The sequence below is a fragment of the Streptomyces sp. NPDC059373 genome, assembly GCF_042751495.1.
In the GTDB taxonomy this organism is placed as follows: domain Bacteria; phylum Actinomycetota; class Actinomycetes; order Streptomycetales; family Streptomycetaceae; genus Actinacidiphila.
Genome location: NZ_JBHYXC010000010.1, coordinates 110,973 through 137,297, shown reverse-complemented (window position 1 = coordinate 137,297; position 26,325 = coordinate 110,973). Strand labels below are relative to the sequence as shown.

Annotated in this window: 31 protein-coding genes and 1 pseudogene; 22 read left to right on the top strand and 10 right to left on the bottom strand. The window is 69.3% G+C overall.

The genetic code is table 11. The features are described from left to right. The first annotated feature begins 29 nt into the window (after window positions 1–29). Window positions 30–1,253, top strand: coding sequence for an NAD(P)/FAD-dependent oxidoreductase (locus ACFXJ5_RS17125; RefSeq protein WP_384631204.1), 1,224 nt, complete (start codon window positions 30–32; stop codon window positions 1,251–1,253). 326 nt (window positions 1,254–1,579) lie between these two features. Here the strand turns inward: ACFXJ5_RS17125 and ACFXJ5_RS17120 are convergent, their stop codons facing one another. After that, complete coding sequence (locus ACFXJ5_RS17120; protein ID WP_384631203.1) at window positions 1,580–3,037, bottom strand: regulator; 1,458 nt, start codon at window positions 3,035–3,037, stop codon at window positions 1,580–1,582. A gap of 237 nt (window positions 3,038–3,274) precedes the next feature. On the opposite strand from ACFXJ5_RS17120, the gene lipB reads away from it, so the two are divergent. From lipB to ACFXJ5_RS17100, 4 genes are all read left to right on the top strand, one after another. Further along, entirely contained in the window at window positions 3,275–4,162 is an 888-nt protein-coding gene (gene lipB / locus ACFXJ5_RS17115; protein ID WP_384631202.1) for a lipoyl(octanoyl) transferase LipB, read from the top strand. An 85-nt stretch (window positions 4,163–4,247) separates the two neighbouring features. Beyond that, window positions 4,248–5,189 carry a lipoyl synthase gene (lipA, locus tag ACFXJ5_RS17110; protein WP_384631201.1) on the top strand — a complete coding sequence of 314 codons (942 nt, stop codon included), beginning with the start codon at window positions 4,248–4,250 and terminating at the stop codon, window positions 5,187–5,189. A 190-nt stretch (window positions 5,190–5,379) separates the two neighbouring features. Beyond that, the gene (locus tag ACFXJ5_RS17105) at window positions 5,380–5,589 is read left to right on the top strand and encodes an SCO2195 family GlnR-regulated protein (RefSeq protein ID WP_384631200.1); all 210 of its coding nucleotides are present in this window, start codon (window positions 5,380–5,382) and stop codon (window positions 5,587–5,589) included. 75 nt (window positions 5,590–5,664) lie between these two features. Then, complete coding sequence (locus ACFXJ5_RS17100) at window positions 5,665–6,348, top strand: DUF4191 domain-containing protein (RefSeq protein ID WP_384631199.1); 684 nt, start codon at window positions 5,665–5,667, stop codon at window positions 6,346–6,348. An 86-nt stretch (window positions 6,349–6,434) separates the two neighbouring features. Here the strand turns inward: ACFXJ5_RS17100 and ACFXJ5_RS17095 are convergent, their stop codons facing one another. Beyond that, window positions 6,435–6,902, bottom strand: a complete 468-nt coding sequence (locus ACFXJ5_RS17095) for an RDD family protein (RefSeq protein WP_384631198.1) — start codon at window positions 6,900–6,902, stop codon at window positions 6,435–6,437. A gap of 200 nt (window positions 6,903–7,102) precedes the next feature. Here ACFXJ5_RS17095 and glnA point away from each other — a divergent pair, with 200 nt between their 5' ends. Further along, on the top strand, window positions 7,103–8,515 hold the full coding sequence (gene glnA / locus ACFXJ5_RS17090) for a type I glutamate--ammonia ligase (protein ID WP_384631197.1): 1,413 nt from the start codon (window positions 7,103–7,105) through the stop codon (window positions 8,513–8,515). A 30-nt stretch (window positions 8,516–8,545) separates the two neighbouring features. Here glnA and ACFXJ5_RS17085 read toward each other — a convergent pair whose 3' ends face one another. Both ACFXJ5_RS17085 and ACFXJ5_RS17080 read right to left on the bottom strand, forming a co-directional pair. Continuing rightward, window positions 8,546–9,646 (bottom strand): tyrosine-type recombinase/integrase, encoded by a 1,101-nt coding sequence (locus ACFXJ5_RS17085; protein ID WP_384631196.1) that lies wholly within the window; start codon window positions 9,644–9,646, stop codon window positions 8,546–8,548. Continuing rightward, window positions 9,646–10,155 (bottom strand): helix-turn-helix domain-containing protein, encoded by a 510-nt coding sequence (locus tag ACFXJ5_RS17080; RefSeq protein ID WP_384631195.1) that lies wholly within the window; start codon window positions 10,153–10,155, stop codon window positions 9,646–9,648. The genes ACFXJ5_RS17085 and ACFXJ5_RS17080 overlap by 1 nt, the downstream gene beginning before the upstream one ends. A gap of 99 nt (window positions 10,156–10,254) precedes the next feature. Here ACFXJ5_RS17080 and ACFXJ5_RS17075 point away from each other — a divergent pair, with 99 nt between their 5' ends. The 10 genes from ACFXJ5_RS17075 (at window position 10,255) to ACFXJ5_RS17030 (ending at window position 19,819) form a co-directional block, all read left to right on the top strand. Next, on the top strand, window positions 10,255–10,446 hold the full coding sequence (locus ACFXJ5_RS17075; RefSeq protein WP_384631194.1) for a helix-turn-helix transcriptional regulator: 192 nt from the start codon (window positions 10,255–10,257) through the stop codon (window positions 10,444–10,446). Window position 10,447: 1 nt separating this feature from the next. Then, window positions 10,448–11,005 carry a hypothetical protein gene (locus ACFXJ5_RS17070; RefSeq protein WP_384631193.1) on the top strand — a complete coding sequence of 186 codons (558 nt, stop codon included), beginning with the start codon at window positions 10,448–10,450 and terminating at the stop codon, window positions 11,003–11,005. Continuing rightward, window positions 11,002–12,144, top strand: a complete 1,143-nt coding sequence (locus ACFXJ5_RS17065) for an AAA family ATPase (RefSeq protein ID WP_384631192.1) — start codon at window positions 11,002–11,004, stop codon at window positions 12,142–12,144. The genes ACFXJ5_RS17070 and ACFXJ5_RS17065 overlap by 4 nt, the downstream gene beginning before the upstream one ends. A 125-nt stretch (window positions 12,145–12,269) precedes the next feature. Continuing rightward, window positions 12,270–12,569: a hypothetical protein gene (locus ACFXJ5_RS17060; RefSeq protein WP_384631191.1), complete on the top strand. Its 300-nt coding sequence runs from the start codon at window positions 12,270–12,272 to the stop codon at window positions 12,567–12,569. Next, complete coding sequence (locus ACFXJ5_RS17055) at window positions 12,566–12,883, top strand: hypothetical protein (RefSeq protein ID WP_384631190.1); 318 nt, start codon at window positions 12,566–12,568, stop codon at window positions 12,881–12,883. Before ACFXJ5_RS17060 ends, ACFXJ5_RS17055 begins: the two co-directional genes overlap by 4 nt. Beyond that, window positions 12,880–13,110 carry a hypothetical protein gene (locus tag ACFXJ5_RS17050; protein WP_384631189.1) on the top strand — a complete coding sequence of 77 codons (231 nt, stop codon included), beginning with the start codon at window positions 12,880–12,882 and terminating at the stop codon, window positions 13,108–13,110. The genes ACFXJ5_RS17055 and ACFXJ5_RS17050 overlap by 4 nt, the downstream gene beginning before the upstream one ends. 1,191 nt (window positions 13,111–14,301) lie before the next feature. After that, the gene (locus tag ACFXJ5_RS17045; protein ID WP_384631188.1) at window positions 14,302–14,523 is read left to right on the top strand and encodes a hypothetical protein; all 222 of its coding nucleotides are present in this window, start codon (window positions 14,302–14,304) and stop codon (window positions 14,521–14,523) included. Between the two features lie 2 nt (window positions 14,524–14,525). After that, a complete protein-coding gene (locus ACFXJ5_RS17040; protein WP_384631187.1) occupies window positions 14,526–15,005 on the top strand; it encodes a hypothetical protein in 480 nt (159 codons plus the stop codon). After that, window positions 15,002–15,259 (top strand): hypothetical protein, encoded by a 258-nt coding sequence (locus ACFXJ5_RS17035; protein WP_384631186.1) that lies wholly within the window; start codon window positions 15,002–15,004, stop codon window positions 15,257–15,259. Before ACFXJ5_RS17040 ends, ACFXJ5_RS17035 begins: the two co-directional genes overlap by 4 nt. A 3-nt stretch (window positions 15,260–15,262) precedes the next feature. Next, window positions 15,263–19,819, top strand: a complete 4,557-nt coding sequence (locus tag ACFXJ5_RS17030) for a phage tail tape measure protein (protein WP_384631185.1) — start codon at window positions 15,263–15,265, stop codon at window positions 19,817–19,819. Window positions 19,820–19,844: 25 nt separating this feature from the next. Here the strand turns inward: ACFXJ5_RS17030 and ACFXJ5_RS17025 are convergent, their stop codons facing one another. Continuing rightward, window positions 19,845–19,976 carry a hypothetical protein gene (locus ACFXJ5_RS17025; protein WP_384631184.1) on the bottom strand — a complete coding sequence of 44 codons (132 nt, stop codon included), beginning with the start codon at window positions 19,974–19,976 and terminating at the stop codon, window positions 19,845–19,847. Between the two features lie 446 nt (window positions 19,977–20,422). Here ACFXJ5_RS17025 and ACFXJ5_RS17020 point away from each other — a divergent pair, with 446 nt between their 5' ends. The 5 genes from ACFXJ5_RS17020 to ACFXJ5_RS17000 all read left to right on the top strand — a co-directional run bounded on the left by ACFXJ5_RS17020 (window position 20,423) and on the right by ACFXJ5_RS17000 (window position 22,668). Next, window positions 20,423–20,632 (top strand): hypothetical protein, encoded by a 210-nt coding sequence (locus ACFXJ5_RS17020; RefSeq protein ID WP_384631183.1) that lies wholly within the window; start codon window positions 20,423–20,425, stop codon window positions 20,630–20,632. A gap of 1 nt (window position 20,633) precedes the next feature. After that, on the top strand, window positions 20,634–21,170 hold the full coding sequence (locus ACFXJ5_RS17015) for a DUF6879 family protein (protein WP_384631182.1): 537 nt from the start codon (window positions 20,634–20,636) through the stop codon (window positions 21,168–21,170). Beyond that, window positions 21,167–22,006, top strand: a complete 840-nt coding sequence (locus ACFXJ5_RS17010) for a helix-turn-helix domain-containing protein (protein WP_384631181.1) — start codon at window positions 21,167–21,169, stop codon at window positions 22,004–22,006. Before ACFXJ5_RS17015 ends, ACFXJ5_RS17010 begins: the two co-directional genes overlap by 4 nt. Before the next feature lie 123 nt (window positions 22,007–22,129). Further along, a complete protein-coding gene (locus ACFXJ5_RS17005; RefSeq protein WP_384631180.1) occupies window positions 22,130–22,360 on the top strand; it encodes a hypothetical protein in 231 nt (76 codons plus the stop codon). Then, the gene (locus tag ACFXJ5_RS17000; RefSeq protein WP_384631179.1) at window positions 22,357–22,668 is read left to right on the top strand and encodes a hypothetical protein; all 312 of its coding nucleotides are present in this window, start codon (window positions 22,357–22,359) and stop codon (window positions 22,666–22,668) included. The genes ACFXJ5_RS17005 and ACFXJ5_RS17000 overlap by 4 nt, the downstream gene beginning before the upstream one ends. A gap of 203 nt (window positions 22,669–22,871) precedes the next feature. Here ACFXJ5_RS17000 and ACFXJ5_RS16995 read toward each other — a convergent pair whose 3' ends face one another. The 5 genes and pseudogenes from ACFXJ5_RS16995 to ACFXJ5_RS41260 form a co-directional block, all read right to left on the bottom strand. Beyond that, on the bottom strand, window positions 22,872–23,168 hold the full coding sequence (locus ACFXJ5_RS16995) for a hypothetical protein (RefSeq protein ID WP_384631178.1): 297 nt from the start codon (window positions 23,166–23,168) through the stop codon (window positions 22,872–22,874). Continuing rightward, window positions 23,155–23,592, bottom strand: coding sequence for a helix-turn-helix domain-containing protein (locus ACFXJ5_RS16990; RefSeq protein ID WP_384631177.1), 438 nt, complete (start codon window positions 23,590–23,592; stop codon window positions 23,155–23,157). The genes ACFXJ5_RS16995 and ACFXJ5_RS16990 overlap by 14 nt, the downstream gene beginning before the upstream one ends. Further along, complete coding sequence (locus tag ACFXJ5_RS16985) at window positions 23,592–24,158, bottom strand: DUF6907 domain-containing protein (protein ID WP_384631176.1); 567 nt, start codon at window positions 24,156–24,158, stop codon at window positions 23,592–23,594. Before ACFXJ5_RS16985 ends, ACFXJ5_RS16990 begins: the two co-directional genes overlap by 1 nt. Further along, window positions 24,155–24,448, bottom strand: a complete 294-nt coding sequence (locus ACFXJ5_RS16980; RefSeq protein WP_384631175.1) for a hypothetical protein — start codon at window positions 24,446–24,448, stop codon at window positions 24,155–24,157. The genes ACFXJ5_RS16985 and ACFXJ5_RS16980 overlap by 4 nt, the downstream gene beginning before the upstream one ends. A 294-nt stretch (window positions 24,449–24,742) precedes the next feature. Next, window positions 24,743–25,027: pseudogene (locus ACFXJ5_RS41260) on the bottom strand (site-specific integrase); the annotation flags it as partial. 148 nt (window positions 25,028–25,175) lie between these two features. Between ACFXJ5_RS41260 and ACFXJ5_RS16975 the strand changes: the two are divergent. Further along, the gene (locus ACFXJ5_RS16975) at window positions 25,176–26,312 is read left to right on the top strand and encodes a Fic family protein (protein ID WP_384631174.1); all 1,137 of its coding nucleotides are present in this window, start codon (window positions 25,176–25,178) and stop codon (window positions 26,310–26,312) included. Window positions 26,313–26,325: the final 13 nt, after the last annotated feature.

Genomic DNA, 26,325 nt, shown 5'->3' with positions numbered 1-26,325 from the left:
GAACCATGCCGACCTCGGGGAGGGGCATCGTGCTCTCAACAGCACGCCCAACGGACGTTACCGATGTGTGCGTGATCGGGGCGGGCCTCGCCGGTCTGTCCGCGGCACACCATCTGACCAGCGCGGGATTGAGAGTCACGGTCGTCGAGGCCGCCGACCGGGTCGGCGGACGGATGGCCACCGACGAGGTGGACGGCTTCCGCCTCGACCGGGGGCCCCAGTTGCTCAACTCGTCGTACCCGGAGCTACGGCGTACGCCGGGTCTGCAGGGGCTGCCGCTGCGGCCGTTCGCCCCGGGCGCGGTCGTCCGGTCCTCCGGTCCCCGTACGGGCACCCGGGCCCTCGACCGGGCGCGGCTGCGGTCGGCGCTCGGCAAGCTGGCCGCCACTCCCCCGGAACGACTGCTCGCCCGGCCCGAGACCACCGCGGCCGCCGCCCTGTCCGCCGCCTTCGCGCCGCGCGCCGTCGACGGCTTCCTGCGGCCCCTGCTGGCCGCGCTGCTCTGCGACGCCGAGCTCGGCACGTCCAGCCGCTGCGCCGACCTGGTGCTGCGGGGCTTCGCCAAGGGCCGTACGTGCCTGCCGGCCGGCGGTGCCGCCGCCGTACCGCGCCGGCTGGCCGCCGCACTTCCGCCGGGGGCGGTACGGCTCGGGGTACGGGCGGTGACGGCCGCCACGAACGGCGTACTCACCGAGGACGGCGGTTTTCTGGCCGCCCGCGGCGTGATCGTGGCGACCGGTGCCGGCGCGGCGGGCGAGCTGCTGCCGGGGCTGCGCGTGCCGGGCTTCCACGGCGTCACCGTCGTCCACCACGCCGCGCCGCACGCCCCGCTCCGCGAGCCCTCCCTCGTCCTGGACGCCGACCGCCGCGGGCCCGTCTCCCACTCGATTCCGGCCAGCGTCATCGACCCCTCCCGCGCCCCGGTCGGCCGGGCACTCGTGACGTCCGTCATCCTCGGCCCCCCGGTCCCCGACTCCCTGGTCCGCGCCCACCTCGCCGACCTCTACGGCGTCCCCACCACCGGCTGGGAACTCCTCGCCGTCCACCACGACCCCGAAGCCGTCCCCGCCATGCCCGCCCCCCACGACCTCCGTCGCCCCGTCCGCATCCTCCAGGGCCTCTACGTCTGCGGCGACCACCGCGACACCAGCACCGTCCAGGGCGCCCTCCTCTCCGGCCGCCGCGCCGCCTTCCGCGCCCTCCGCGACCTCGGCATCCGCCCGGGCTACGGGGCGGTCCCCGTCGCGGCGTAGCGACTTGCCCGGGTTGGGGGTAGGTCGTCCGCCTGAGGCGAGCGAAGCGAGGTGGGGGTCCCCCCGGCCGAAGGCCGGGGGAGGGCTGGCCCAACCCGGCCACGGTCCGCACCCGGCGACGATGGGTCAGGCCCATGGGTCAGCACCGTCGGGGTACACGCCGTCGCCGGGAGCTGGTGGGTTGTGCCGGCCTCCCCCAGCTGGACGCTGGGAGGTGCCCCACCCCCACCTCGCTTCGCTCGCCTTGCGGAACGTTCTCCCACAACCCACCAGCGGGCTCGGGGCGGCAGCCCCGGGAAGGCTGGACGGCACAACGCGACCCACCGTCACGCCGGCAGCATGCCGAGCAGCGCCGCGCGCTCGTGGAAGGCTCGGACCGAGGGCGCGTCCCGGTGGGGCTCGAAGCGGCGCCCGAGGTCGCGTACGTACTCGACGGCACGCAGCGACCGCATGTCCGCCGCCTGTTGCATGGACTCCGCCCCGAGCGCGCACGCCGCGTCGAGCTCGCCGAGCCCGAGCCGCGCCGTGGCGAGGACGACGCGGCAGAAGAGCCGGGACCGGGCGTAGGCGGGGGCGCGCAGTTGGAGGGAGCGTTCGGCGTGCTGGGCGGCGGCGCGGTATTGCTGGAGGTCGCGGTGGCAGTGGCCGAACTCGTCGGCCAGCTGGGCCTCGTCGAAGAAGCGGGCCCAGTAGGGGACGTCGTCGCCACCACGGGCGGCCTCGAGGGCGCGTTCGGCGCGGACGAGGGCGGCCGTGCAGGCGCGGACCTCGCCCAGCATGCCGTGGCCGCGGGCTTCCGCGGCGTGGAGGAGCGCCTGGACGACGGGTGGGGCGCCGGAGCCGACGCCCTGCTGGGCGACGCGGGCGAGCTGGACGGCTTCGCGGCCGTGCCCCAGGTACACCGCCTGGCGGCTCATGGTGACCAGGACATAGCCGCCGTAGACGCGGTCGCCGGCGGCCTGGGCGAGGCGCAGGGCCTGGACGAAGTAGCGCTGGGCGAGCCCGTGGGCGCCGATGTCGTACGAGGTCCAGCCGGCGAGCCGGGTGAGGTCGGCGACGGCGGCGAAGAGGCGCCGGCCGAGGGCTTCGCCGTACGAGCCGCGCAGCATCGGCTCGGCCTCGAACTCGAGGTAGCGCACGAGGGCTTGGCGGGCGTGGCCGCCGCCGTACGCGTTGTCGAGGGATCGGAAGAGCTCGCCGACCGAGCGCAGGGCGGCGATGTCGCCCATGGTGAGCCGCTGCCCGACGGTACGGGAGAGGGTGGCCGCCGCACCCGGGCCCCGGGTCTGCGCGGGCACCCGGGGGAGCGTGGGGTCGGCCCCGGCGGGGCCACGGGAGACGCGGTCGTCGGCGCGGCCGATGAGCCAGTCGCGGCTGGGGACGACGAGCCCGGCGGGGGTGAACGCGATCCTGCGGAGGTCCGTCTGGCCGCCGGTGTCCTTGCGCCAGAGCCCGGCGACGATGTCGATGGCCTCTTCGGGGGAGCCGGCGAACTCCAGGCCCGCGTAGACGGGGGCGACGGCGTCGAGGCCGAGGTCCTGTGCGGACAGCCGGCGGCCGAGGCGGCGGGTGAAGACCTCGGCGATGAGGGCGGGGGTGGTGCCGCGCGGCTGCTGACCGCGCAGCCAGCGGGTGACGGAGGTCTTGTCGTAGCGGAGATCGAGCCCATGTTCTATGCCAAGCTGGTCCACGCGGCGGGCGAGCCCTGCGTTGGAGAATCCGGCCTCAGCGATGAGGGCCGCGAGCCGACGATTGGGAGAGCGCTGCGTGGATCGGTCGGTCATCGGCTGTGCGGTCCCCTGCCTTCCGGGCTTGCTCCAGAAGGCGTGAATGTAACGGTCCGTGGCGACCTGCTCACTACCTGAGCCCCTCATTCGCCGGATCGGGTGAATTCGGGGGCTACTTATGGCCGGAATCCTTCCCTCCGCCGAGCCCGGCTGCTAACAGGGCCACCTACTGAGCACGGCGGACCCGGACGTACAGTTGCGAGTGCGTACGAGTCCACACAGAGGAGAGCCGCCGTGAGTGACCTGCGATTCGTCCACCTGGGCTTCGGCGGGGAAGCCGTGGACTACCAGGAGGCATGGCAGGAGCAGCGCCGGGTGCACGCCGCCCGGTTCGCGGATGAGATCCCGGACACCTGCCTGCTGCTGGAGCATCCCCCGGTCTACACCGCCGGGCGGCGCACGCAGGACAACGAGCGCCCCCTGGACGGCACTCCGGTGGTCGACGTGGACCGCGGCGGCAAGATCACCTGGCACGGCCCGGGGCAGCTGGTCGGCTACCCGATCGTGAAGCTGCCGCGCCCGGTGGACGTGGTCGCGCACGTACGACGGCTCGAGGACGCCTTGATCGGCGCTTGCGCGGAGTTCGGCCTGGAGACCGCACGCGTCGAGGGCCGCAGCGGCGTGTGGGTGCTGGGTGATCCGGTGGAGCGGCGCAGGCGAGATGCAGCGCAGGTTGAGGGTTCCGACCGAGGTACGAGGGAGGGGCACTCGGCCGGAGCGGAGTCGAGCCGGAGTGCGACCGAAAACGCAGCGGACCGGCCCGCGGTCCCGGGGCTGACCCTGGACTTCGACCCCCGGCTGCACGACGAGGAGTTCGACCCCCGGCTGAGCGGTCCGGAGTACGCCCCGTCCAACGCCGGCCAGCGCCGCGAGGACCGCAAGCTCGCCGCGATCGGCATCCGGGTCGCCAAGGGCGTGACGATGCACGGCTTCGCGCTCAACTGCAATCCGGACAACACCTGGTACGACCGGATCGTGCCCTGCGGCATCCGCGACGCGGGCGTGGCCTCGCTCAGCGACGAGCTGGGCCGCGACGTGACGGTCGCAGAGGTGATCCCGGTGGTCGAGAAGCATCTGCGGGCCGTCCTGGAGTCGGCCGAACCTCTCCCCCGGGCCGTCTAGGGGCCTCGGGGTTGAGGAATGTACGGGCGTACGCTGAGGTTGGCCATGGAAAAGAAGTCTCGGAAGTCGCAAGAGGGAGTCGGACGTGTCCGCTGTCGCACCTGAGGGCCGCAAGATGCTGCGTCTGGAGGTCCGCAACAGCCAGACCCCCATCGAGCGCAAGCCCGAGTGGATCAAGACCCGCGCGAAGATGGGCCCCGAGTACACGAAGATGCAGGCGCTGGTGAAGGGCGAGGGCCTGCACACGGTGTGCCAGGAGGCCGGCTGCCCCAACATCTTCGAGTGCTGGGAGGACCGCGAGGCGACCTTCCTCATCGGCGGCGACCAGTGCACCCGGCGCTGCGACTTCTGCCAGATCGACACCGGCAAGCCCGAAGCCCTCGACCGCGACGAACCGCGCCGGGTCGGCGAGTCCGTGGTCACCATGGACCTCAACTACGCCACCATCACCGGCGTCGCCCGCGACGACCTGGAGGACGGCGGCGCCTGGCTGTACGCGGAGACCGTACGCCGGATCCACGCCATGACGGCGGAGCGCGCCGACGGCCGTACGAAGGTCGAGCTGCTGATCCCCGACTTCAACGCCGTACCGGAGCAGCTCGCCGAGGTCTTCGGCGCGCGGCCGGAGGTGCTGGCGCACAACGTCGAGACGGTGCCGCGGATCTTCAAGCGGATCCGCCCGGCGTTCCGTTACGAGCGCTCCCTCGAAGTCATCACGCGGGCGCGTGAGGCCGGTCTGGTCACCAAGTCCAACCTCATCCTGGGCATGGGCGAGGAGCGCGAGGAGATCAGCCAGGCGCTGCAGGACCTGCACGACGCGGGCTGCGAGCTGATCACCATCACCCAGTACCTGCGGCCGACCGTGCGGCACCACCCCGTGGAGCGCTGGGTGAAGCCGCAGGAGTTCGTGGAGCTGAAGGAGGAGGCCGAGGAGATCGGCTTCGCCGGCGTCATGTCCGGGCCGCTGGTGCGCTCCTCGTACCGGGCCGGGCGGCTCTTCCAGCAGGCGCTGGCAGCCCGGGGCTGAGCCCCTGCGGCTTGTGTGTTCGCTCACGCCGGGAGCGGCGGCCGGGCGGCTGACGTGCCGGGTCGCGGCGAAGGACACGTCAGGGTTTCATGGGAGTTTGACCGACCAGTCACCGCCTGGTAACACAATGTGGTGACTCTGGATTCACGCACTCCCTTGCGATTCTGAGCGTCCTTAGGGGGACACCCACATGCAGCCCGAGGCCGCACACGCCCGCCAGAGCTCCATCCACCCCGCCGCCTCCGTCGCGGGCGCGCTGCGCGTCGTCGAATCGATCCTGCTGCGCAGTGCCGAGCAGACCGCTCGCCGCAACGCGTGGTCGGCCGTCGTGGAGGACCGCAAGCGCGCGAAGGACCGGCGGGAAGCCCAGCACGTCCTGGACTCCCTCGGGGTGCAGTAGGCCCGTAGGGCTTCCTGGCGCTTCCCACCCCATCCGGTGGGGCCGTCGCGGCACGGGGCACGTATCCTGTGCCGCATGGCGAGGGAATCATCCGAGAGCAGTACCGCTGGGCGACTTAAGCAGATCGTCCAGACCTACAAGATGACCAGGCGGGTCGACTCCAAGGTCGGGCTCGTCCTAGCAGGTGTGGGCATCGTCACGTTCGGTGTCATCCTCGCTGTCGGCTTCTTGGTCGGTCACCCCATCTACGCGGGCATCCTGGGCTTTCTGCTCGCCTTCCTCGCGGTGGCGGTCGTTTTCGGCCGCCGCGCCGAGCGGGCCGCCTTCGGTCAGCTCGAAGGCCAGCCGGGGGCTGCGGCGGCCGTCCTGGAGAACGTCGGGCGCGGCTGGTCGGTCACCCCGGCGGTGGCGATGAACAAGAGCCAGGACCTGGTGCACCGCGCCGTCGGCAAGGCCGGCATCGTCCTGGTCGCCGAGGGCAACCCCAACCGCGTGAAGAGCCTGCTGGCCGCCGAGAAGCGCCGGATGGCGCGCGTCGTCATCGACGTGCCGGTCACCGACATCATCGTCGGCACCGGTGAGGGCGAGGTGCCGCTGAAGAAGGTGCGTACGACGCTGCTGAAGCTGCCGCGCGTACTCCCCGGCCCCAAGGTGACCGAGGTCAACGACCGGCTGCGGGCCCTGGGCGATCTGATGAAGAACATGCCGATCCCGAAGGGTCCGATGCCCAAGGGGATGCGGATGCCGAAGGGCCGCTGATCGCATACGAAACGCGTACGGATACGGGCCGGGCCCGGAGAGACAATCTCCGGGCCCGGCCCCTTTTTCCTCTTTTTTCTTTCGCTTCAGAGCCGGACCTGCACCGCGCCCACGGCTTTGTCGTGCAGCCCCCGGGTGTCGCGGTCCCAGATCACCGCCGGGATCACCAGAAGCAGCAGCAGGGTGCGCAGCAGCACCCCGCCGAAGCCGAGCCGGCTGCCGTCGAGGCGCACCACGCGCAGCCGCAGCAGCCGCTTGCCGGGGGTCATGCCGATCGTGCCGAGGGTGAGGACGCTCAGCGCGACGAAGACGACGTACGCCCAGCGATTGGCGGCGATCGCATCACCCTGCGCGATCAAGCCGTATGCGATCAAGCTGCACAGGAGCCAGTCGACGAGAACGGCCGCGATCCGCCGCCCCACCGGTGCGATCGAACCCGGACCTTCCTCCGGCAGCCCGAGCCGCTCACCGCGGTAGCCGAACTCGACGCCTGCCTGCTCGGCCGCCGCCTTGGGGCCGGAGAGCCATGATCCGATTGCTTCCCTGTTGTCCACCTGTCCACCGTACTGCTCCGTACGGGGCAAGCCGCCCTTGGGCCGTCACTCTCACGGAGGCGCGGTTAACCTCCAGGAAACAAATGGGTCATGATGGGGAAATCCCTGATCCCTAAGGTCGGGTCCAACGTGCGCCACCGCACTGGTCGCACCTGAGAGCTGCAATCCGGTCGCCGCTGGCCGGGCCAAGGAGGAATTGGATGTCTTTCCAGAACGCCGACGAGGTGAAGAAGTTCATCTCGGATGAGGACGTCAAGTTCGTGGACGTCCGGTTCTGCGACCTGCCCGGTGTGATGCAGCACTTCACGGTCCCGGTCGGCTCTTTCGACCCGACCGAGGAGCTCGCGTTCGACGGGTCGTCGATCCGCGGCTTCCAGGCCATCCACGAGTCCGACATGGCGCTGCGTGCGGACCTCTCGACCGGCCGGCTCGACCCGTTCCGCAAGGACAAGACGCTCAACATCAACTTCTTCATCCACGACCCGATCACCGGCGAGCAGTACAGTCGTGACCCGCGGAACGTGGCGAAGAAGGCCGAGGCCTACCTCGCCTCCACCGGCATCGCCGACACCGCGTACTTCGGCCCCGAGGCCGAGTTCTACGTGTTCGACAGCGCCCGCTTCCAGACCAGCGCCAACGAGTCCTTCTACCACATCGACTCCGAGGCCGGCGCCTGGAACACCGGTGCCCTCGAGGACAACCGCGGCTACAAGGTCCGCTACAAGGGCGGGTACTTCCCGACCCCGCCGGTCGACCACTTCGCCGATCTCCGTGCCGAGATCTCCCTGGAGCTCGAGGCCTCCGGCCTCCAGGTCGAGCGCCAGCACCACGAGGTGGGCACCGCCGGCCAGGCCGAGATCAACTACAAGTTCAACACGCTGCTCGCCGCCGCCGACGACCTGATGCTCTTCAAGTACATCGTGAAGAACGTCGCCTGGCGCAACGGCAAGACCGCCACCTTCATGCCCAAGCCGATCTTCGGTGACAACGGCTCCGGCATGCACTGCCACCAGTCCCTCTGGCAGGGTGGCCAGCCCCTCTTCTACGACGAGCAGGGCTACGCGGGCCTCTCGGACACCGCCCGCTACTACATCGGCGGCATCCTCAAGCACGCCCCCTCGCTCCTCGCCTTCACCAACCCGACGGTGAACTCCTACCACCGCCTGGTCCCCGGCTTCGAGGCCCCGGTCAACCTGGTCTACTCCCAGCGCAACCGCTCCGCCGCGATCCGCATCCCCATCACGGGTGCCAACGCCAAGGCCAAGCGCATCGAGTTCCGCGCCCCCGACCCGTCCAGCAACCCGTACCTGGCCTTCTCGGCCCTGCTGCTGGCCGGCCTCGACGGCATCAAGAACAAGATCGAGCCCGCCGAGCCCGTCGACAAGGACCTCTACGAGCTCGCCCCCGAGGAGCACGCCGGCGTCCCGCAGGTCCCCACCTCCCTCCCGGCCGTCCTCGACGCCCTCGAGGCCGACCACGAGTTCCTCCTCGCGGGCGGTGTCTTCACCCCGGACCTCATCGAGACCTGGATCGACTACAAGCGGGTCAACGAGATCGCCCCGATCCAACTGCGCCCGCACCCGCACGAGTTCGAGCTGTACTTTGATCTGTAGGCCGAGCACACCGGCTGACCTGCGTCTTAATCATCGCGCCCGCCTCCTGTTCCGTCCCTGTTCCGTCCGAGCCGTGAATACGGCGTCGATGGCGGTCCGGGTCGACTCGTCAGAGTCAGGGAAGAGATGGGCGTAGGTGTCGAGGGTCGTCTTGGCGCTCGCGTGCCGCAACCGGGCTTGGACGACCTTGACGTCCGCGCCGTTGGCGATGAGCAGGCTCGCGAGGTAGTGCCGTAGATCGTGGTACCGGAAGCCCGTGGGAAGGTCCTTCACCTTCCCGCGGGCTTTCCTCATGGCCCGCTCCAGTGCCCACGTCGACAGCTGCTTGTCGTTGTCGCCCGTGAGCAGCGTCTCCGCGCGCCAGGCCGCAACATGCGCCGACAGTTGCTTGGCCAGAGATCGCGGAATCGGTACCGCAGTCTTCGAGATCTCCGTCTTCAGTTCCTCGCACGGGAACTGAACGGCCGGATGCACGACGCCGCGCAGGAAGTCGACGTCAGCAACCCGCAGACCACAGGCTTCGGAGACCCGGAGGCCTACGAACGCGCCGAGCAGGACGGCGGCCCGCATCCGTTCCGGCATCGCGTCGTACAGAGCCCAGACCTGCTCTGTCGTCGCCACGTACGGCCGCTGCTTGCCCATGCCGGGTGATGTGCGACGCGAGCACGGCGACTTGGTGAGCAGCCCGTCATGCACCGCGTCGCCCATGATCTGCGACAGGCGCCGGTGGCAGGCGTAGACGTACGACGTGCTCAGCCCTTCCTCGCGCATCCGGGCACACCATGCCTTGACCTGGCTCGGGCGCACGGCGCCGAGCGGCACGCCGCCGAACTCCTTCACGATGCGCCGGATGTGCACTCGGGCCTGGCGCACAGTCGACGGCCGGCGCGTCGCATAGCCGACGAGCCATGTCTCGCACCACTGCTCGACTGTGGTGCGCGCCGACTTCGGGTCGACGTACGTCCCCTGCTGCACATCGACTTCCTGCTTTTGGCCATGCCGCTCGGCCTCGACCTTCTTCGCGAACGCCTTGCTCTGCTCCTTGCCGTCCGGGCCCGTCCAGATCGACAGCCAGCGCTTGCCCTTTCCCTTGCGCTTCGGGTCCCTCCACAGGTCCTTGACGCGCGCCATCAGGCACCGCCGGCGTATCGCTGGTTCGACTCGACCATCTTGCGCAGGCCCTCTGCGTCTGGCCGTTCGTGCGCCGGTTGTTCGGCATAGAACTTCCAGGCGTCCATGCCCGGCAGAGGTCGGGAGCCTCGGACGAATTGGCGGGCTCGCCAGCACGGCACAGCGAGTGTCGGAGTGATCTGGTAAGGCGCGTCGTCATTGGGCTCATTCGGCTCGCCCTCTGGCCGGCTGTGACCTTCCTCGTCCCATAGTGGAGACGGCCAGGCCGGCACGAGCAGGTGGATGGGCGCCACGTCGAGCACGAACGCGAGGCCCAGCAGCTCGGCGACGCTCACTGAGCCTCGCCGGCCGTTCTCCAGGTTCGCCACGATTGAGCGGTCCCACGGAACACCCAGCTCGGTCATGCGCTCAGCCAGGTTGGCGCCCGTCAGGCCGCGCTCTCCTCGCAGTTCCTTCACTCGCTTCGCGATGGCTCTGGTGGGCCCCACGGGCTCATCTTCGTGTGTCATGAGAGCACAGTAATGCTGAACGTTGACACAAGACAAGAGATGCTGCCAAAGTTCCGCCATGCGCTGTGAAAGCACAGCTCTGTGATTCTGGAGCACACCATGCCGGAGAAGCACCTCACGATTGATGACCTCGCCGAGCGCGAGGGCGTGCCGAAGGAAACGATCTACCAGTGGAATTCGAGGGGTAGAGGCCCGCGATACCTGCGCATCGGCCGACATGTGCGGTACCGCCTCGCCGATGTGATCGCGTGGGAGGACGCACGTGCCGTCGAGCCCGCGGGCATGGTGTGAGATGGGGGCCGACGACACTGGCGGATCGCCCTCGACGGCACGACGCTCCACCGACATCGGCATCGGTCCGCGCGGCGTCCGGTCGCTGCGCCCGGTGCCCGCGGATGCCACCGCAGGCGATATCGCGGCGCTTTGGGCCGAGCAGCAGGTAGCCGCGCTTGGCCCCAACACGTGGCCGGAGTACGGCACTGCGGCATGGGTTCGGCTCCGTGCCGAAGACCCTCGCCGCGCCGCCGCCATCGTCGAGGCCGCCGAACTCTGGCGCCGCCAACGTGCCCGCGAGTCGTGGCTCGACCAGCTGCTCGACGACGATCCCGATCGGTGGTTCGCCATCATCACCGAGGATGCCAACGCCGAGGCCGTACGTATCGCCCCGGCCCTCGCGCGAGGCAAGACCAACGCCGAACTCCGGGCGGCCCGTGCACGCAGGCCCGCCCACGAGATCAGGGCCACGGCGGGCTGGTCGCCGATCGCGATCCCCGGCCGGCCCGGTTGGCGGCGGCACCTCATCGACGGCCAGCAGGCCGACCTGCCCGATACGCGTCGGGAGGCAGGGTGAGCCTGGATCCGGCCGTGCAGCGGCTGATGGATGACCAGCCGCGGCCAGACCTTGCTCCCGCCTTGGACGATTCGATGTGGAGCGGCATGGAACAGCTGCTCACGGAACCACCCAGAACGCCACCGCGCGGGGAAGCGACCGCCGACCCGTCCCCGCCTCAGGCGGACGGCACGAGGGAAGGCGCCAACCCGACGCAGGCTCGGCTTGCCCAGCTGCGTGCTGCGCTGGTCGATTCCGCCGGCCTCGACTCGATCCCGGATCCCGTGCCGCTCATCGATGGCGTGCTTTTCCGCGACAGCCTCGCGTGGCTTTACGGCAAGCCCGGCTCGGGCAAGAGCTTCCTCGCGCTGGATTGGGCGGGATGCATCGCGAACGGCATGCCCTGGCATGTGCGCGAGGTGGCTGGCGGCCCGGTGGTGTACGTCGTCGCCGAGGGCGCATCGGGCATCCGCAAGCGCGTACGTGCCTGGGAGACCGCCTTCGGCCAGCAGATGAACAGCGTCGTCTTCCTGCCCGTCGCGGTGCAGCTGCTCAACGGCATCGACCGCCAGGCCCTCGTGATGCTCATCGCCGAACTGCGGCCCGCCCTGGTCGTACTGGACACGCAAGCCCGGCTCACCGTTGGCGCCGAAGAAAACAGCAGCGGCGAGATGAGCAAGGTCGTCGACGCGGCCGACCAGATCCGCCAGGCGTCCGCGGCCTGCGTGCTGATGGTCCACCACTCCGGCAAGAACGGCCTCGACCTCCGCGGCTCATCCGCCTTCGAGGGCGCAGCCACCAGCATCATCAAGGTGGCCAAGGACGGCAGCCGATGGATCGACGTCCTGTCTGAGAAGCAGAAGGACACCGAGGACTTCGAGCCCATCCGCCTCCGCATGACGCCCGTCGGCGACAGTGTCGTACTTACTGCCACGGGCCCCGGCGACGCGGCGATCGTCACGGACTTCCAGAACAAGATCCTTGACGAGTTGCGGCAGTCCTTTGGCAGCGAAGGCGCGTCGACTTCGCAACTGCTCAGGGTCACCGCGATCGCCGAGCGGACGTTCTACCGAGAACTGAAGACCCTGGTCAGTCGCGGTGCCGTGCACAAGGGCGGCACGCAGGCCCGGCCTCGGTACTACCTCCCCGATCCCTCATGACTGCCAATGCTGCCAAACGCTGCCACGGCAGCGCCGCCCCAACGCTGCCAACTGCCACCCCCCTTTAGGGGTGGCAGTGATTGGCAGTAACGACCCGGACAGCGACAGAGACGAAGGAGAAGCCCGTGACCGAGCCGCCCTCCGGTATCCACGCCCACGACGACGGCCACGTCGAGTGGACCCGGCCTGTCGCAGAGTGGACCGACGAGGAAGTCGCCCTCGGCCGCGATCAGGTCGAGGCCCGGCTCGACGTCCTCCAGGCCGACATGGACACCCTGGTCGAACTCCATGCACGCCTCACCGCCGAGATGGACAACCGGAGCGACATCTACGCCGAGGTCGCCGACGCGCTCGAGGAGACCGCCGAGCCCGACTCGGACCCGAGCACCCCGAAGTACCGCCGCGCACCCTGGCGGCGAAGGTGACCGCCCCGCCGCGCCCGGCCGGGCAGGCCGCCCTCGCCGAGCAGGCCAGGGAGGCACAGCGACTCGCGCCCGTGCACAGCCTGAGGCGCAAGGCGTACGGCGTCGTGGCGATCGCCCTCGATGGCGCCCGTACTGTCGCGGGCGCCCGCTTCCTGCTCGGCCGGCACCGACTCCCCGAGGACGTACGGGCCTGCGCCGTGCAGCTGCTCGACGACCTCGAGGCAGAGCAGCCGCACCTTGATCTGCCCGCAGCACTGACCCCCGACCAGCCCCGACCTGGCGCGGCTGGACCACGAAGGAGTACAACGCGATGACCCACCGTCTGCCCGCACTGCACGTCGCCGTCGACCTCGAGCCGGACGAACTCGCCGCCATCGTCGACCACGTACGCACGACGGGTCAGTGCCCGCGGTGTGGCGGTCCAGCTCGAGTCACCGACGGCCCCGGTAGCGCCGTACGGCTCGACACCGAGCACGTGCCCGGCTGCGCAGTAGGCGGCGACGACCTGCCAGACACCTTTAAGGGAGCCGCACGCCGCTGACCTGCACGGATAGTGACGGGCCGAGGAAAGTGGATCTTGCTGAGGAGATCGGCTCCTGATCCCTCCCACATTCAGGCAGATCCCCCCGTGCTGTTTCTCAAGCCCGACCAAGATCATCTAGAACTATCCAATTGATGCGAAAGGACACTGAATGTCACCGAGGAAGGGCGATCCGTCCCGGGAGGGTCTGACCACCACGCAGAAGGGCCTCGGGTGGGAGCACCAGCAGGCCCGAGCGAAGGCCCTCGCGGAGATGGAGGACGGCGAGCCGTGCTGGCGGTGCGGCCGGCCGATGTTCTACGACCAGCCGTTGGACTATGACCACGTTGTGGCCAGGGTGGAGGGCGGCGCCAAGGGCCCGCGGCGCCTGGCTCACAGGGGGTGCAACAGGGCGGCCGGCGGACGGCTGGGTAATGCGAGGCGGGCGCAGGAGCGTCGGCCTGGCGCGGGTACTGGCGGGAGTGGCGGCGCCCGCCCGACGGGTTGGGTCGTAGCGAGCTGGGAAGATCTGCGCTGCTCCGGATGCGATCCGCACTGCGGAATCCCGAGGAACCCGTGCCGGAATACCGCTTTCTAGGAACCCTGCACAGCTACCCCTCGGGCACGGTGACCAGGCGTGATGGACGCATGGATCCATGATCATGAATTAAATGAAGCGTCCACATTGCGGGGACCATGGGGGCGGGGTCGCTGGTGATCTTGCTGTCAAAAAGATCGTTTTCACTCAGCGTCACCCAACGAGCCGAGGGTGCCGGCCTCGCGGGACAGGATGACGGCCCTGATCGGCCGTCGGAAAATTCGGTGTCTGTGCAGGCCACGACGATAGACGCGAGCGTCTATCGTTGATCGTGAAGGCGCGTCGGCCTAGCGGTCGAGAACCTTCGTCTTGGACCGCGTAACTGCGCTGCCACGGACCGAATCTGGACCGCGTAGCCACACCGCCACGGCATCGACTTGGGCTCTCCCGGTCAGTGTCCGCGCTGGGTGCGGCGAAGCACACAACGGATCGGTACCGCCTTGGGCGCAGCGAGGCACACAGGGACGAACGCGTAGCGCGGAAGTCGCTATTGCTCGGCCGCCGGTTGCGAAGAGGCGCCGGCCTTTGGCCCCGGTAGGGGTGGTGGCGAGCGGACTCCGTCTGGTGATGCCGCATATCCCGAGTGGGATGCGGCTCCTCGACTGGAGCCTTCCATGATCGATCCTGCATCTGCGCGGGCGCGCACTGCCGCCGCGAACGAAGCCAACCGCCAGCGGACCGCCGAACGAGCCGCCCACGACCCCCGAAAGCTGGCCAACGCGCTGCGCACCGTGCGTGCCGCGCTCGGCAACCAGCTGCTCAGCGTTCAGGACCTGCTGCCCTCCGGGGCCGGGGCCGTTGAGACCCGCTCCGGCAGTGATCGGGCGGGTGCCTGATGATGACGCTGCTTCGAAGCAAGCCCGAGCCGCTGGTCTCCGTAGCCGAGGTCGCCGCCGAACTGGGCGTGGAGGTCCTTGAGCCGCGCTTGTTCGGGTTCGACATCGACCCGGACGGGTCGATGTCGCTTGTTGACGCGTGGAAGCTCATCGACCGCGTACGCCAGGTGGCCGCCGGACATGATCGCGCGTGGGCGGCGTTCCTTGCCGCCTGCCAGCGCTGGGAGTCCGACCGCACCGAGGCCTTCCGTAACGCCGCCACCGAGGCGCGCACCGAAGTTCTGCGAGCTGGACACGGCCCGGGGAGAGCTCAGGACGCGGCGGGTACAGCGGGCTGCGGTGCCGCCGAGGCGTACGAGCGCACCGCGCCCCGTCCGATGTGGCAGGGCGAGGCGGGCCCCGGCAACTGCGCGAGCTTGATGTACGTGCCGGAGAGCGAAGCTGCCCGGCCTACCAGTGACACCTACAGGGACCCGGTATGAGCGGGCTCGAGTACGCGGGGGGCCCAGCCGCAGGGATCACCCCGACCCAGGCTCTTGCCCGCCTGGCCGAGCTCGCCGCACGTGACCACGAGTTCGCGGGCCGCGCCGCCGTGACCGCCGGTGACCCGCGCGCCCTCCGCTCCACGCTCCAAGAGCGCCGCCTGGACCCCGCAGAGCGCCGTCAGGCAGCCCGTATCCAGACAGCGAATCGCTTGCGCCAGGAGCAGCTGCTGCTCCGCCTGCGGGGGTGCTGAGCGGTGGGCAAGGCTGTCGTCTACGACCTCATCGCCCGGGACCGCGCGTCACGCACGATGGACCACGTCGGCCGCAAGGCCGGGGTCCTCGACCGGACCCTTCGCGGGGTCGGCAAGGCCGCGCTCTATGCCGGTGCGGCGGTCGGCGGCGCCCTGGTGGTCGGGCTCGCCGAGTCGGCGAAGCAGGCCGTCGACTTCCAGTCGAAGATGCTGAAGATCCAGACGCAGGCCGGTGCCACGGCCAAGGACGTCAAGGTCCTCAGCAAGGCCGTGCTGGAGCTCGGCACGAAGACGCAGCAGGGCCCCCAGCACCTCGCGGACAGCCTGTACCACCTCAAGTCCGTCGGCATGGACAACGCCGACGCAATGAAGGCGCTCAAGCAGGCCAGCGACCTGGCGGCCGTCGGCGGCGCCGACCTCGAGGCGACCACCAACGCACTCGCGGGCGCCTGGCGGACCGGCATCAAGGGCGCCACGAGTTTCAGTGAGGCGGCGGCCACCGTCAACGCCATCATCGGCGCGGGCAACATGCGGATGGAGGACTTCACCGCCGCGATCGGCACCGGCATCCTCCCGACCGCGAAGACCTTCGGCCTGAGCATGAAGAGCGTCGGCGCCGCACTGGCGACACTCACCGACGAAGGCGTCCCTGCGGTCGACGCGGCGACCCGGCTGCGGATGTCGATCAGCCTCCTGGCGGCGCCCTCGGGCAAGGCGGAGAAGCAGCTCGCGAAGATCGGACTGTCGGGCACGACCCTGGCAAAGGCGATGCGCGGGCCGTCCGGCCTGATCGGCGCTATCCAGCTCATCAAGGACCACCTCGACAAGTCCGGGATGTCGGCAGTGGCCGCGTCCCAGCTGCTCTCCCGTGCGTTCGGCGGCGGACGGTCGTCGTCGACGATCCTCGCGCTCGTCAACAACCTTGACGTCCTGAAGAAGAAGCAAGACCAGATCAACGGCAGCATCGGCAAGTTCCCCAAGGCAGTCGAGGAGCAGCGCAAGACCGCGCAGGCGCAGTGGAAGCTGCTCGTCTCGAACCTCGAAGTGCTCTCCATCAAGATCGGCATGAAGGTCCTGCCACCGCTCACGCACTTCGTGTCGTACCTGGACAAGACCGCGCTGCCGGCGGTCATCCACTTCGGGCAGGGGCTGCTGAAGGATCTGGTTCCGCAGGGCACGCAGAGCGCGATGGCGACGCTGCAAGGTGAGCTCAAGGATCTGCTCACCGGACTGGCTGGCATCGGGAAGATCCTCGTCGACACGGTCAAGCCGCTGGCTCCTGTGGCGATGGCTGGCGTGAAGCTGTTCGTGGCCTCGATCAAGTGGCTGGGAACGACGACGGCGGGCAAGTCGGTCGCCCAGCTGGTGCTGATCGGCGCCGCCATGCGGAAGATCCTCATCACCGCGCAGGCGCTTGCCGCGATCAGTTGGACGTCCGCGCTTGGCCGGGGCCTCGGTTCCCTGGTGGGGACGTCGGCTGCCGGGGCCGGCGTGGCGGCAGGCGCGACCGGGGCCGGTGGCGCGGCCGCCGGCGGTGCGGCCACCGGTGGCGGGGTTCTTGCCGCCGCGGGGATCAGCAGCGCAGCCCTGGTGACCGGCGGGGCGCTGGCTCTCATCGGCGCCGTTGGGTTGTACGGGCACAACGTCAAGAAGGCGTCGGACGACTCGGCCGGGCTCATCGAGAAGGGCTCCGGTCTGGTCACCGCGGCCTCCTCGGCGGGAGGGGCGCACTTCTCCGCGGCGTACCGTAAGTTCGCCAACTCCTTCCAGGACCCGGCCACCCTGAAGACTTTGCGCCTTGCCGCGGGCGACTCCCTGGCCGCCCACACCGAGTACATCAATGCGGTGAACGACGGGCGCACCAAGGTGGCCGGCGCCCTGTATCTGGGCCGCACGGCGTTCGGCCAGTCCGCCGCCCAGTTCAGCAACAAGTTCGGCCAGGACGTCGGCAGCATGGGCGCCAATCTCAAGAAGCAGGGCACGGACCTGAACACCGCGTTCAACAGGTCGATGTCCAAGGTCTTCGCGGGCATGGACACCAGCCAGCAAAGGCACTGGTCGGAGTTTCTGGCCGAGCACAAGTCGCAGTCCCACGCGGTGACCAAGAAGCAGATCCAGGTCACGGGACGGGACTGGAACACGCTGACCGCGGCGTATGGCAAATACACCGACGATGCGTTCCACGGCCGCAAGAGCAAGGAAAAGGCGGACATCGCCGCGGTGGCGAGGGCCACGAAGCAGTGGCAGGACGACTCCACCCACGGCCTGATCGACAATTCGCACGCGAACACCAAGAGCTTGCAGCGCCACATCGCCAAGTTCTACGCCGACCAGACGGCCGGCAACCAGAAGGACATCGCCGCCGATGTGAAATGGCTGACCAAGCACGTCAAGGGCAGCTTCGCGAAGTTCTCCAAGGACTTGTCGTCGTCGGCGAGCTTCGCTTTTCAGCAGCAGATGACGGCGGCTGAAAAGAAGATCGCCGGACTGCACCTGACCAGCTTCAACAGCAAGACCGGCACGTTCGTCCGTGCCCGTGGCGGCATCGTCTACGGCCCCGGCGGTCCGCGTGATGACGCGATCCCCACATGGCTGTCGAACGGCGAGTACGTCGTCAACGCCCGGTCGACGAAGATGTTCCGGGGCCTGCTGGAGCACCTGAACGCCCGGGGCCTGAAGAACGGCGGAATCGCGGGTGCGTCCGGGGCCTGGGGGAAGGCCGACGCGGGCGCGGCGTACTTCGGTGCGGCACGCTTCGAGCAGGCGCTCTACAACCAGCTGCACAAACTGCAAAGCGGCATCAACACGGCCGCCACGAGCGGCCTGGCGGGCGGGAGCCTGGGTGTCCACGGCACAGGCTCGACGGCCATCATGAACCTCGGCCGGCAGATGATGCAGGCCAAGGGCTGGGGCGCCGACCAGTGGGCGGCGCTGCGGGCTCTGTGGCAGGGCGAGTCCGGCTGGAACCCCAAGGCGAAGAACGCTTCTTCCGGCGCGTATGGCATCCCGCAGGCGCTGCCGGCGAAGAAGATGGCGTCGGCCGGCTCGGACTGGCAGACCAACCCGGCCACGCAGATCAAGTGGGGCCTGTCGTACATCAAGTCCCGGTACGGCAGCCCGGGGGCGGCGTACAACGCGTGGCTCGGCCGCAGTCCGCACTGGTACGCCAAGGGCACCAGCGGAGCCGCCCGAGGCCTGGCCTGGGTCGGCGAGCGCGGACCCGAGCTGGTGAACTTCAAGGGCGGCGAAGACGTCCTCTCTCACCCGCAGTCGATGGCGTTCGCCAAGTCCAACGGCATCAAGCTGCCCGGCTACGCCTCCGGGACCATCCTCAACGCCGCGGACAGGGTGCGGCGTGACAAGAGGGCCGTCTCGGACGCCAGGGACGCCGTGTCGAGGGCCAAGAGGCGGCACAAGGGTGAGGCGGCTGCGGACAAGCGGCTCAAGGCCGCAGAGAAGGAGCTGAAGGCCGCCGAGATCGCGCTCGCCAACGCCAAGCGGTCGGCGAAGACGTCGATCGCCAACACGATCGCCAACGGCCTCCAGAAGACCCTGGCCACCGGCTCATCGTCCGCGATCGCCAGCGCCCTGAAGAGCCTCAACACCAAGCTGTTGAACGCGGGCTTCGACAAGCTCGCCAAGTCCGTCATGAAGACGGGTGACAAGCTGGAGAAGCTCGCCGACAAGAAGGCCGGCGTCTCGGCACAGATCGCCGCGGCCAAGTCGTACGCGAGCGACCAGAAGACGAACCTGCTGGACTACCTCAGCATCTCGGGCACGACCGCCGGTTCGGTCACCGACCTGATCTCGCAGATGAAGGGTTCGCAGAAGACCGCGGGCGACTTCTCGAAGCTGGCGACTTCACTGCGGGACCGCGGCGCGTCCAAGGACCTCCTGGAGCAGCTCGCCGCGGCCGGCCCCGGCAGCCAGCTCGCGACGATCCTCGGCGACCCCGGCGTCACCGCGCAGCAAATCACCCAGCTCAATGCACTGTTCACGTCGCAGAACAAGCTGGCGACCAGCTTCGGCAACAACATGGCCGACGTCATGTACGACTCGGGCAAGCACGCCGGGGAGGGCTTCCTCGCGGGCCTGAAGGCTCAGGAGAAGGATCTCCAGAAGCAGATGGACAAGCTCGCCGCGGGCATGGTCAAGGCGATCAAGAAGTCGCTGAAGATCAACAGCCCGTCGGTGGTCATGCGGGACGAGGTGGGCTGGCAGGTCGGCGCCGGCGTGGTGGCCGGCATGGACGCCCACGCCCCACACATCGCCGCCGCAGCATCCCGTATGGCGGCCACCGCGGCCGGGGTGTCCATCCCCCGCATCGTCGTGCCGAAGGTGACGAACAGGGCCCGTGCGGGCTCGAGCTCGGCCCTCACGGCCCGGCACACCGAAGCGATGGAGCAGCTCGCCGCGGCCCTGGCCAACAACGGGGGGAGCGAGGTGCACGTCCACTTCAACGACGCGGCGCTGAAGGACCTGATCGATGTCCAGGTGAAGCCGAAGATCAAGGCGAGTGAGGACCGGACGGCGTTCCGGCAGAAGGTGGGCCGACGGTGACGATCACGCTGACCAACACCGGTGCTCAGGTCACGCACACCGACACCGTGACGGCCGTCGTGCCCAGCCCCGCGGCCGGGCAGCTCGCCATCCTCCAGGTCGTATCCGGCAATACCGCCGATTCGATCCCGTCGACGCCGTCGGGCTGGACACTCATCGACTCCGTGTCCGGCGGCGGCGGCACTTTCGGATCCAACGCAGGCCCGCGGCGGCTCACGTACTTCGCGCGGGTGCTGCTCGGCTCGGACGCCTCGCCGACAACGGCGATCCCCTCCGGGGCGGACAGAGGGGTACGCGCTCAGTGCGTACCCCCGGCGCCTCGGCCGGCGCGCGCCTGGGGCGGACCGAGAGGGGTACGCGCTCTGTGCGTACCCCCGGCCTCAGCCGGTGCGCGCCCGGGGCGTACGGGCTCATCAAGGTGCACATTGTCAACCTTGATCCTCGGCCTGGCCCTACGTGGCGGCCCGGCCGCTGAATCGCCCCGGGGAGGTGACCGGGACCCAACGCGCCAATGCCTGCCTGCTCTTGGCTGATTTCGCACCCTTGTCTCGCCCGCGCCGCAGTGCTGCAATTTCGAGAAATCCCTACCAGAGGAGCAAGCCCATGAAGCTACGCTTCGTCGGTACGAACTCCGCCGGCGGCAACTGCCCGACCCTGTACGAGACGGATCGCGGCACGTTCGTGGTCCAGGGCTACAAGGTCACCGACGCCGAGGCCCTGGCCGACCTGCGTGACGTCCTCGAGGGCGAGACCTTCGTCGAGGTACCTCGCGAGCTGCTGACCCGCTTCGCACCCCGGGACGACAAGGAGTGACGTGCCTGACCTGATCACCGGTGAGGCCTTCGGCCGGCTCTTCGAGGACTTCGAGCACACCGCCTGGCGGCTGGAGACCCGCGAGGTCTACACCGTCGATGAAGAGCAGGAGCCGTTCGCCCGGTTCCGACGCGGCGAGGACCCCCGTACCGACTGGTTCCAGCCGTGGCTGGACACCATGCAGGCTGGCATCGAGCAGGGCAAGCGCATCGAGCGGGTGCGCGTCGTGCCGGAGGTCCTCACCGACTACCTCGAGTTCGAGCTCTACCTGTGCCAGTTCAACGTGCAGGTGGGCGAGGACATCCGCTACCTCCCGGAGGACCAGGCCGCCAAGCTCAGCCTGCCGGGTTACGACTACTGGCTCTTCGACTCCCGCCGTCTCGCACGCATGCACTTCGACCCCGAAGGGCGACCGCTGGGTGCCGAGTTCGTCGAAGATCCGGCCGAGGTGGTACACCACAGCTACCTGCGTGATGTCGCCTGGCACCACGCCGTCCCCTACTCCGACTACATCAAGGCCCGGGCCCAGAACAGTTGACCCGCATCCACGAAGCGCGTGAAGCGCTCGGTCAGCGTCTCCGTGAGGTACGCCGCGACGCCACATTGAATGGCAAGGCGCTCGCGGAGGCGCTGGCCTGGCCTGCCAGCAAGGTCAGCAAGATCGAGCTCGGCAGGCAGAACCCCACGTCGGAGGACATCGCCGCCTGGTGCCGCGCCTGCGGCGCCGAGAGTGCCGCGCCTGATCTGGTGGCCGCGCTCCGCTCCCTCGAGACGCAGTACGCCGAGTGGCGCCGCCAGCTCCGCAACGGCACGCGCGTCCGCCAACAGGCCCTCACCGAGATCGACGCCCACACCCGTGTCATCCGCGGCTTCGAGTCCACGTACGTCCCCGGGCTCCTCCAGACGGCCGAGTACGCGCGCGCCCGCCTGGCCGAGGTAATCGAGCTCCACAGCATCGAGAACGACCTCGACGCGGGCGTACAGGCGCGCATGCAGCGTCAGGAGGTGCTCTATCAGCGCGGCCGCCGCTTCCACTTCGTCATCACCGAGGCCGTGCTGCGGTACGGCACGGCGCCGCACGTCGTACTGGCCGGGCAGCTCGACCGGCTCGTGGCGGCGTCCACCCTGTCGTCAGTTCGCCTTGGCGTGGTCCCGTTCGGGGTGCGGCTGCCGGTGGCGCCGGCGCATGGCTTCTGGCTGTTCGACGACGACGTCGTGATGGTCGAGACGTTCGACGCCGAACTGCGCCTGGTGCAACCTCAGGAGCTGGATCTGTACCGGCGGATCTTCGACCGGCTGGCGACCTCAGCGCGCTACGACGGCGACGCCCGGGCTCTGATCACGAAGGCACTGGCCGACCTCGAGCGCCAGTAGCCCCCGCCCGAGCAATCCGAGAAATCCCGAGAAATTTTCTACACTTTTCTCCCCTGCCTTCCTACCGTTTCAGACAGGTAGCAAGCCCGCTCAGGGCTGCTGATCTGTACAGGGGAGGCATCCATGGGCGCTCTGCCCGTCCCTGCGGCGGCCGGCGAGGTGCCGGACCTATCCGCCCTCAGCCAGGCCCAGATCAACGGTTGGTTCTGCGCCTTGTGCGCGCGCAGGCTCTACGCCGACCGGTCGATCGGGGTCCACGACATCGCGTACGGCAGCAAGACCGTGCCGACCGAGTTGTGGGCATGCGCGCCGGACTGCGAAACGACCAAGCAACCGGCCGGGAGGTCAGTGTGACCACCGACAACGACGACCTGTTCGGCCGCCGTTCCGAAGCCCTCGGCCAAGCCCTGCGTGACCTCCTGGTCGACGTCCCCGACGCAACGCCGGCTGAGCAAGCCGAGCGGGTCCGCCAGGTCACCTCCAAGCTCGGCCAGGCCTGGCATGCCACCCGCGCCCCTGAGTCGCCCGTCGAGGTGGCGTACGTCGCGTTCCTCACGCACCTCCGGGGCTGCCCCGAGTGGTGCAACTCGGGGAACGGCCGATGCGACGACGGCGAGAGGCTGTGGGCCGCCTACAAGCGGTCCCGCGGCGCACAGCCCTGAGACTGGGCCGTCCATGGTCTGCCGCCCCATAAGCCGGCCCCTGCGCCGAGCCAGCCCCAAGCGGACGGCGCAGGCGGCCAGAGCTGGGCCCCGGTCTTACGGCCGGGGCCCAGTGCTTCGCCCGCCCGGGCCGGACCCTCCACGACCAGCACAGAGCAGCGCCCCCGCCATATCGACGGGGGCGCTTGCTGTGCGTTCGACGGTCAGAGGCTGCGCAGCTCGACACCAGTGGACGTCGTTCGGGCGGCACCCCGCGTCGACTGCGTCACCGCGGGTACGGCCTCCTGGGGCGCGCGGGGCGGGCGGCCGTCGCGGGCTCGTTGCAGGTCCTCGTAAGTGTCGAGCAGGGCCTCGAAGGCGCCTTCGTACGCGATCTGGATTCGGGCGAGCCGCAGTTCAGGCAGGTACGGCGCGCGAAGCGCTTGGGCGATGCGGCCGAGCTGGACCGCGAGGGCGTCGATGGCTTCGTCATGGGGCCCTATCGGCTCAGGCGTCGTCATCTCTCTCACCGCCCTCGGCGATGAGCGCGTTCAGCTGCTCGGCCAGGCCTCGCGCCTCGAGCTGGTCCAGGACCTCGAGCGGACCCGTCTCGGCCAGAAGCTCGACCGCACGGCGGACCACACCGAGCAGGTAGGGCCGGGTGGCGCAGGCCTGGCGCACGTCGACGGCCAGGGCCTCGCCGTCGATGTTGCGCAGGCTCCGTATGGCCTCGACGGCCTTCGGGTGTGCACCCGGCAGGACGGCCTCGAGCTGCGGCGCATCTGGCGCATCGGCCAGTGAGCCACGGGCTGTCAGGTCCCGGCGCACAGTGTCCTTCGAGACGCCGAGCTCGCGGGCGATGGCCCGGTGGCTCAGCCCGTCGTCGGCGAGCTGGCGTGCGGCGGCGGCCCGGTCGGTGCGGGTCGCGGGGGCGGTCGTCGTCATCACTCGGTCACCTCCTGCGCCGTGATGGTCGCCGTCAGCCGGACCACGTACGGGCCCACCGCCTGCTGCGTGGTGACGTGCCGCTCTCCGGAGTCGGCGGTGATGTCGGCCCACGGGGCGCGGCCGGCGGCGGCCTGCTCGGCGAGCCGCTGCGCCATCGCGGCGAGCACCTCGCCGGGCTGCTGCGGGCGGGGACGCTGCCCGGTCTCGGCGGCCAGGCGGCGAGCCATGAGGCGTACGCCTCGGCCGGCCTCGGCCAGGTCGACGGCCAGGCGCTCGAGCCCGTCGACGTCGTGCGGGTGGTACTCGCCGTCGGCGAGCCAGACGCTGACGAACACTCCGCCACCCGGGCCCGCGTCATCCTGGAACGGGTGCTGCTCGAGGGCGAAGGAGAGCAGGACCGCCGGGCCGTCGCCGGTGTCGGTGGTGAGGTCGACGTCCGGCCCTGCGTGCGTGATGTCCTCCCGGTAGCCGCCGTCCCTGTGCGGGGCGGTGCACCACGCGGGCTCGGGGATGGTGACCGGGCCGTGGTCGGCCGTGTAGATGGTGACGCTGCGCTCGGTCATCGCTGGCCCTCGCCCTCGGCCTGCTCGGGCACCCACACCCGGTACGTGACGGGCCGCTCGGCAGTCCAGCCGCGGAGCTGGTTGGTGCAGTCCGTGATGAGGTCACCCCGAATGACGGCGGCGAGGATGATCTGAGCGTCGCTGGCTCGGGCGTCGAGCAGGATGGCGCGGGCGTGGTGGTCTGCGGTGGTGTCGGCGGTCGGCAGCTCGAGCGCGTCACGGACTGCGGACAGCAGCTCGACGATGGGTGCGGGCAACTGCCCGCAGATGGCTTCCGGGGTAGCGTTCATGGCGGGTCTGGCTCCTTGATCGAGAAGGGCTGGATCAAGGCGCCGTTCGGTGTTCGAGCACCGGACGGCGCCGCTATGTCTCCGAGAGGGAGACCGGCGCCGAGGGCGGCCCGCGTTCCGTCTGTTCCGTTTCTGTTCCGTCCGAGCCTGGCTGGAGTCGGCAAACGATGACAGACGTTGAGAGATGAACACGCAGGTCAGAAGGTGTGCTCTGGGTATACCCGCAGGTGGTCAGCCCGGCGTGTCGAGTTCGAGCTGTACTTCGACATTTAACAACGCCGCAGGTCAGAGCACCTAGCTGACCACCGGGGCCGTGCTGGGGCCGTCGTTCGCGACCTTCCGCTGTCGGAAGACGTGATCGACGGCCTTTCGCGCGCGCCTGGCTACCCGGCATCAGGTGCGTGTAGGCGCAAAGGGTGAACCCCGGATCGGAGTGCCCGAGGTACTCGGCCAGAGCCTTGATGTTCCCCCCGCGTCCAGGACGACCAAGGCGAAGAAGTGCCGCAGCACGTACATCCCATGTCCGCGCGACGAGGCGAAGCGCTCGCCCGGTCGCCTCTCCGGGATCACTCCCACTGAGCCTTTCCCAACCTCAGCCTGAGGCGTTGAGGCGGAGGGTGAGGATGGCTTGGACGAGTGCGCTGATGCGGGTGGTGCTGGCCAAGGACCCTCAAAAGCGCAGCCTTCCTACATTGACGCAATGACTGCGTCAATGTATTATTCTTGCATGCTTTACCCGACTCCTGCCCTCAGCCCCGTCGACGAACACGTGCTCGGCGAGATCGACCGCATGCGGGAGGCGCTGCGGCACCAAGTGCGCACAGCGCCGTCGAAATGGACTGCTGGACTCCGTAAGTTCCTGACCGCAGATGCCGTCGCGGCCTCGAACTCCATCGAGGGATTCAAGGTGTCCACGGTCGACGTGGAAGACCTGATGGACGGCGAGCGCGACGTCGAGGTCTCGGAGGAGAACCGTGAGGAGACCCTCGCCTATCAGCGGATGATGACGTACATCCACACACTCCACGACGCGGGGGACTTCACCTACAGCAAAGGTCTGCTCAACGCCCTGCACTGGATACTGCAAGGCCATCGCCACACCGTGCGCAAACCGGCAGGGCAGTGGCGTCGCGGCCCGGTCTACGTCACTGACGCCCGCGACCCCAGCATCGCGGCGTACACCGCCCCGGACGCCGACAGCGTTCCCGTGCTGGTGCAGGAACTCGTCGACTGGCTCAACGTCGATGATGAAACCCACCTACTGGTGCGAGCCGCGATGGCACATCTGCACCTCGTCTCCATCCACCCCTGGGCCGACGGGAACGGCCGGATGTCCCGCTCGCTGCAAACGCTCATGATCGGTCGCGAAGGAGTCCTGGCCCCGGAGTTCTCGTCCATCGAGGCTTGGCTGGGCCGCCCTGGCAACACCTGGGAGTACTACCGCGAACTCGCAGACCGGGGACCGGAGTACGTCCCCGACCAGGACGTCTCCAACTGGATCCGCTTCAACCTGACCGCCTACCACCAACAGGCCCAGACCGTCCAAGGCCGACTCGACCGCTCCGGGCGAGTATGGGGATCACTGGCCGACTTCGCCGAGAACAACCGCCTGGACGAGCGCGCGGTGACCGCCCTGCACGACGTGGCCATGGCCGGCCGCGTCCGCCGCTCCCGATACGAGCACGCCGAAGGCCTGAGCCTGCAGCAGGCGCAACGAGACCTCCGCGACCTCGTCACCGCACAGATCCTCGAACCCGTCGGCCGGACTCGGGCCCGCTACTACACCGCAGGCCCGCGCTTCCCCCAGTCCGCCCTCGATATCGCTCGCACCCCGATGACCTTGGGGAATCCTTACGCCAATTGATCAGCGCCGGGCA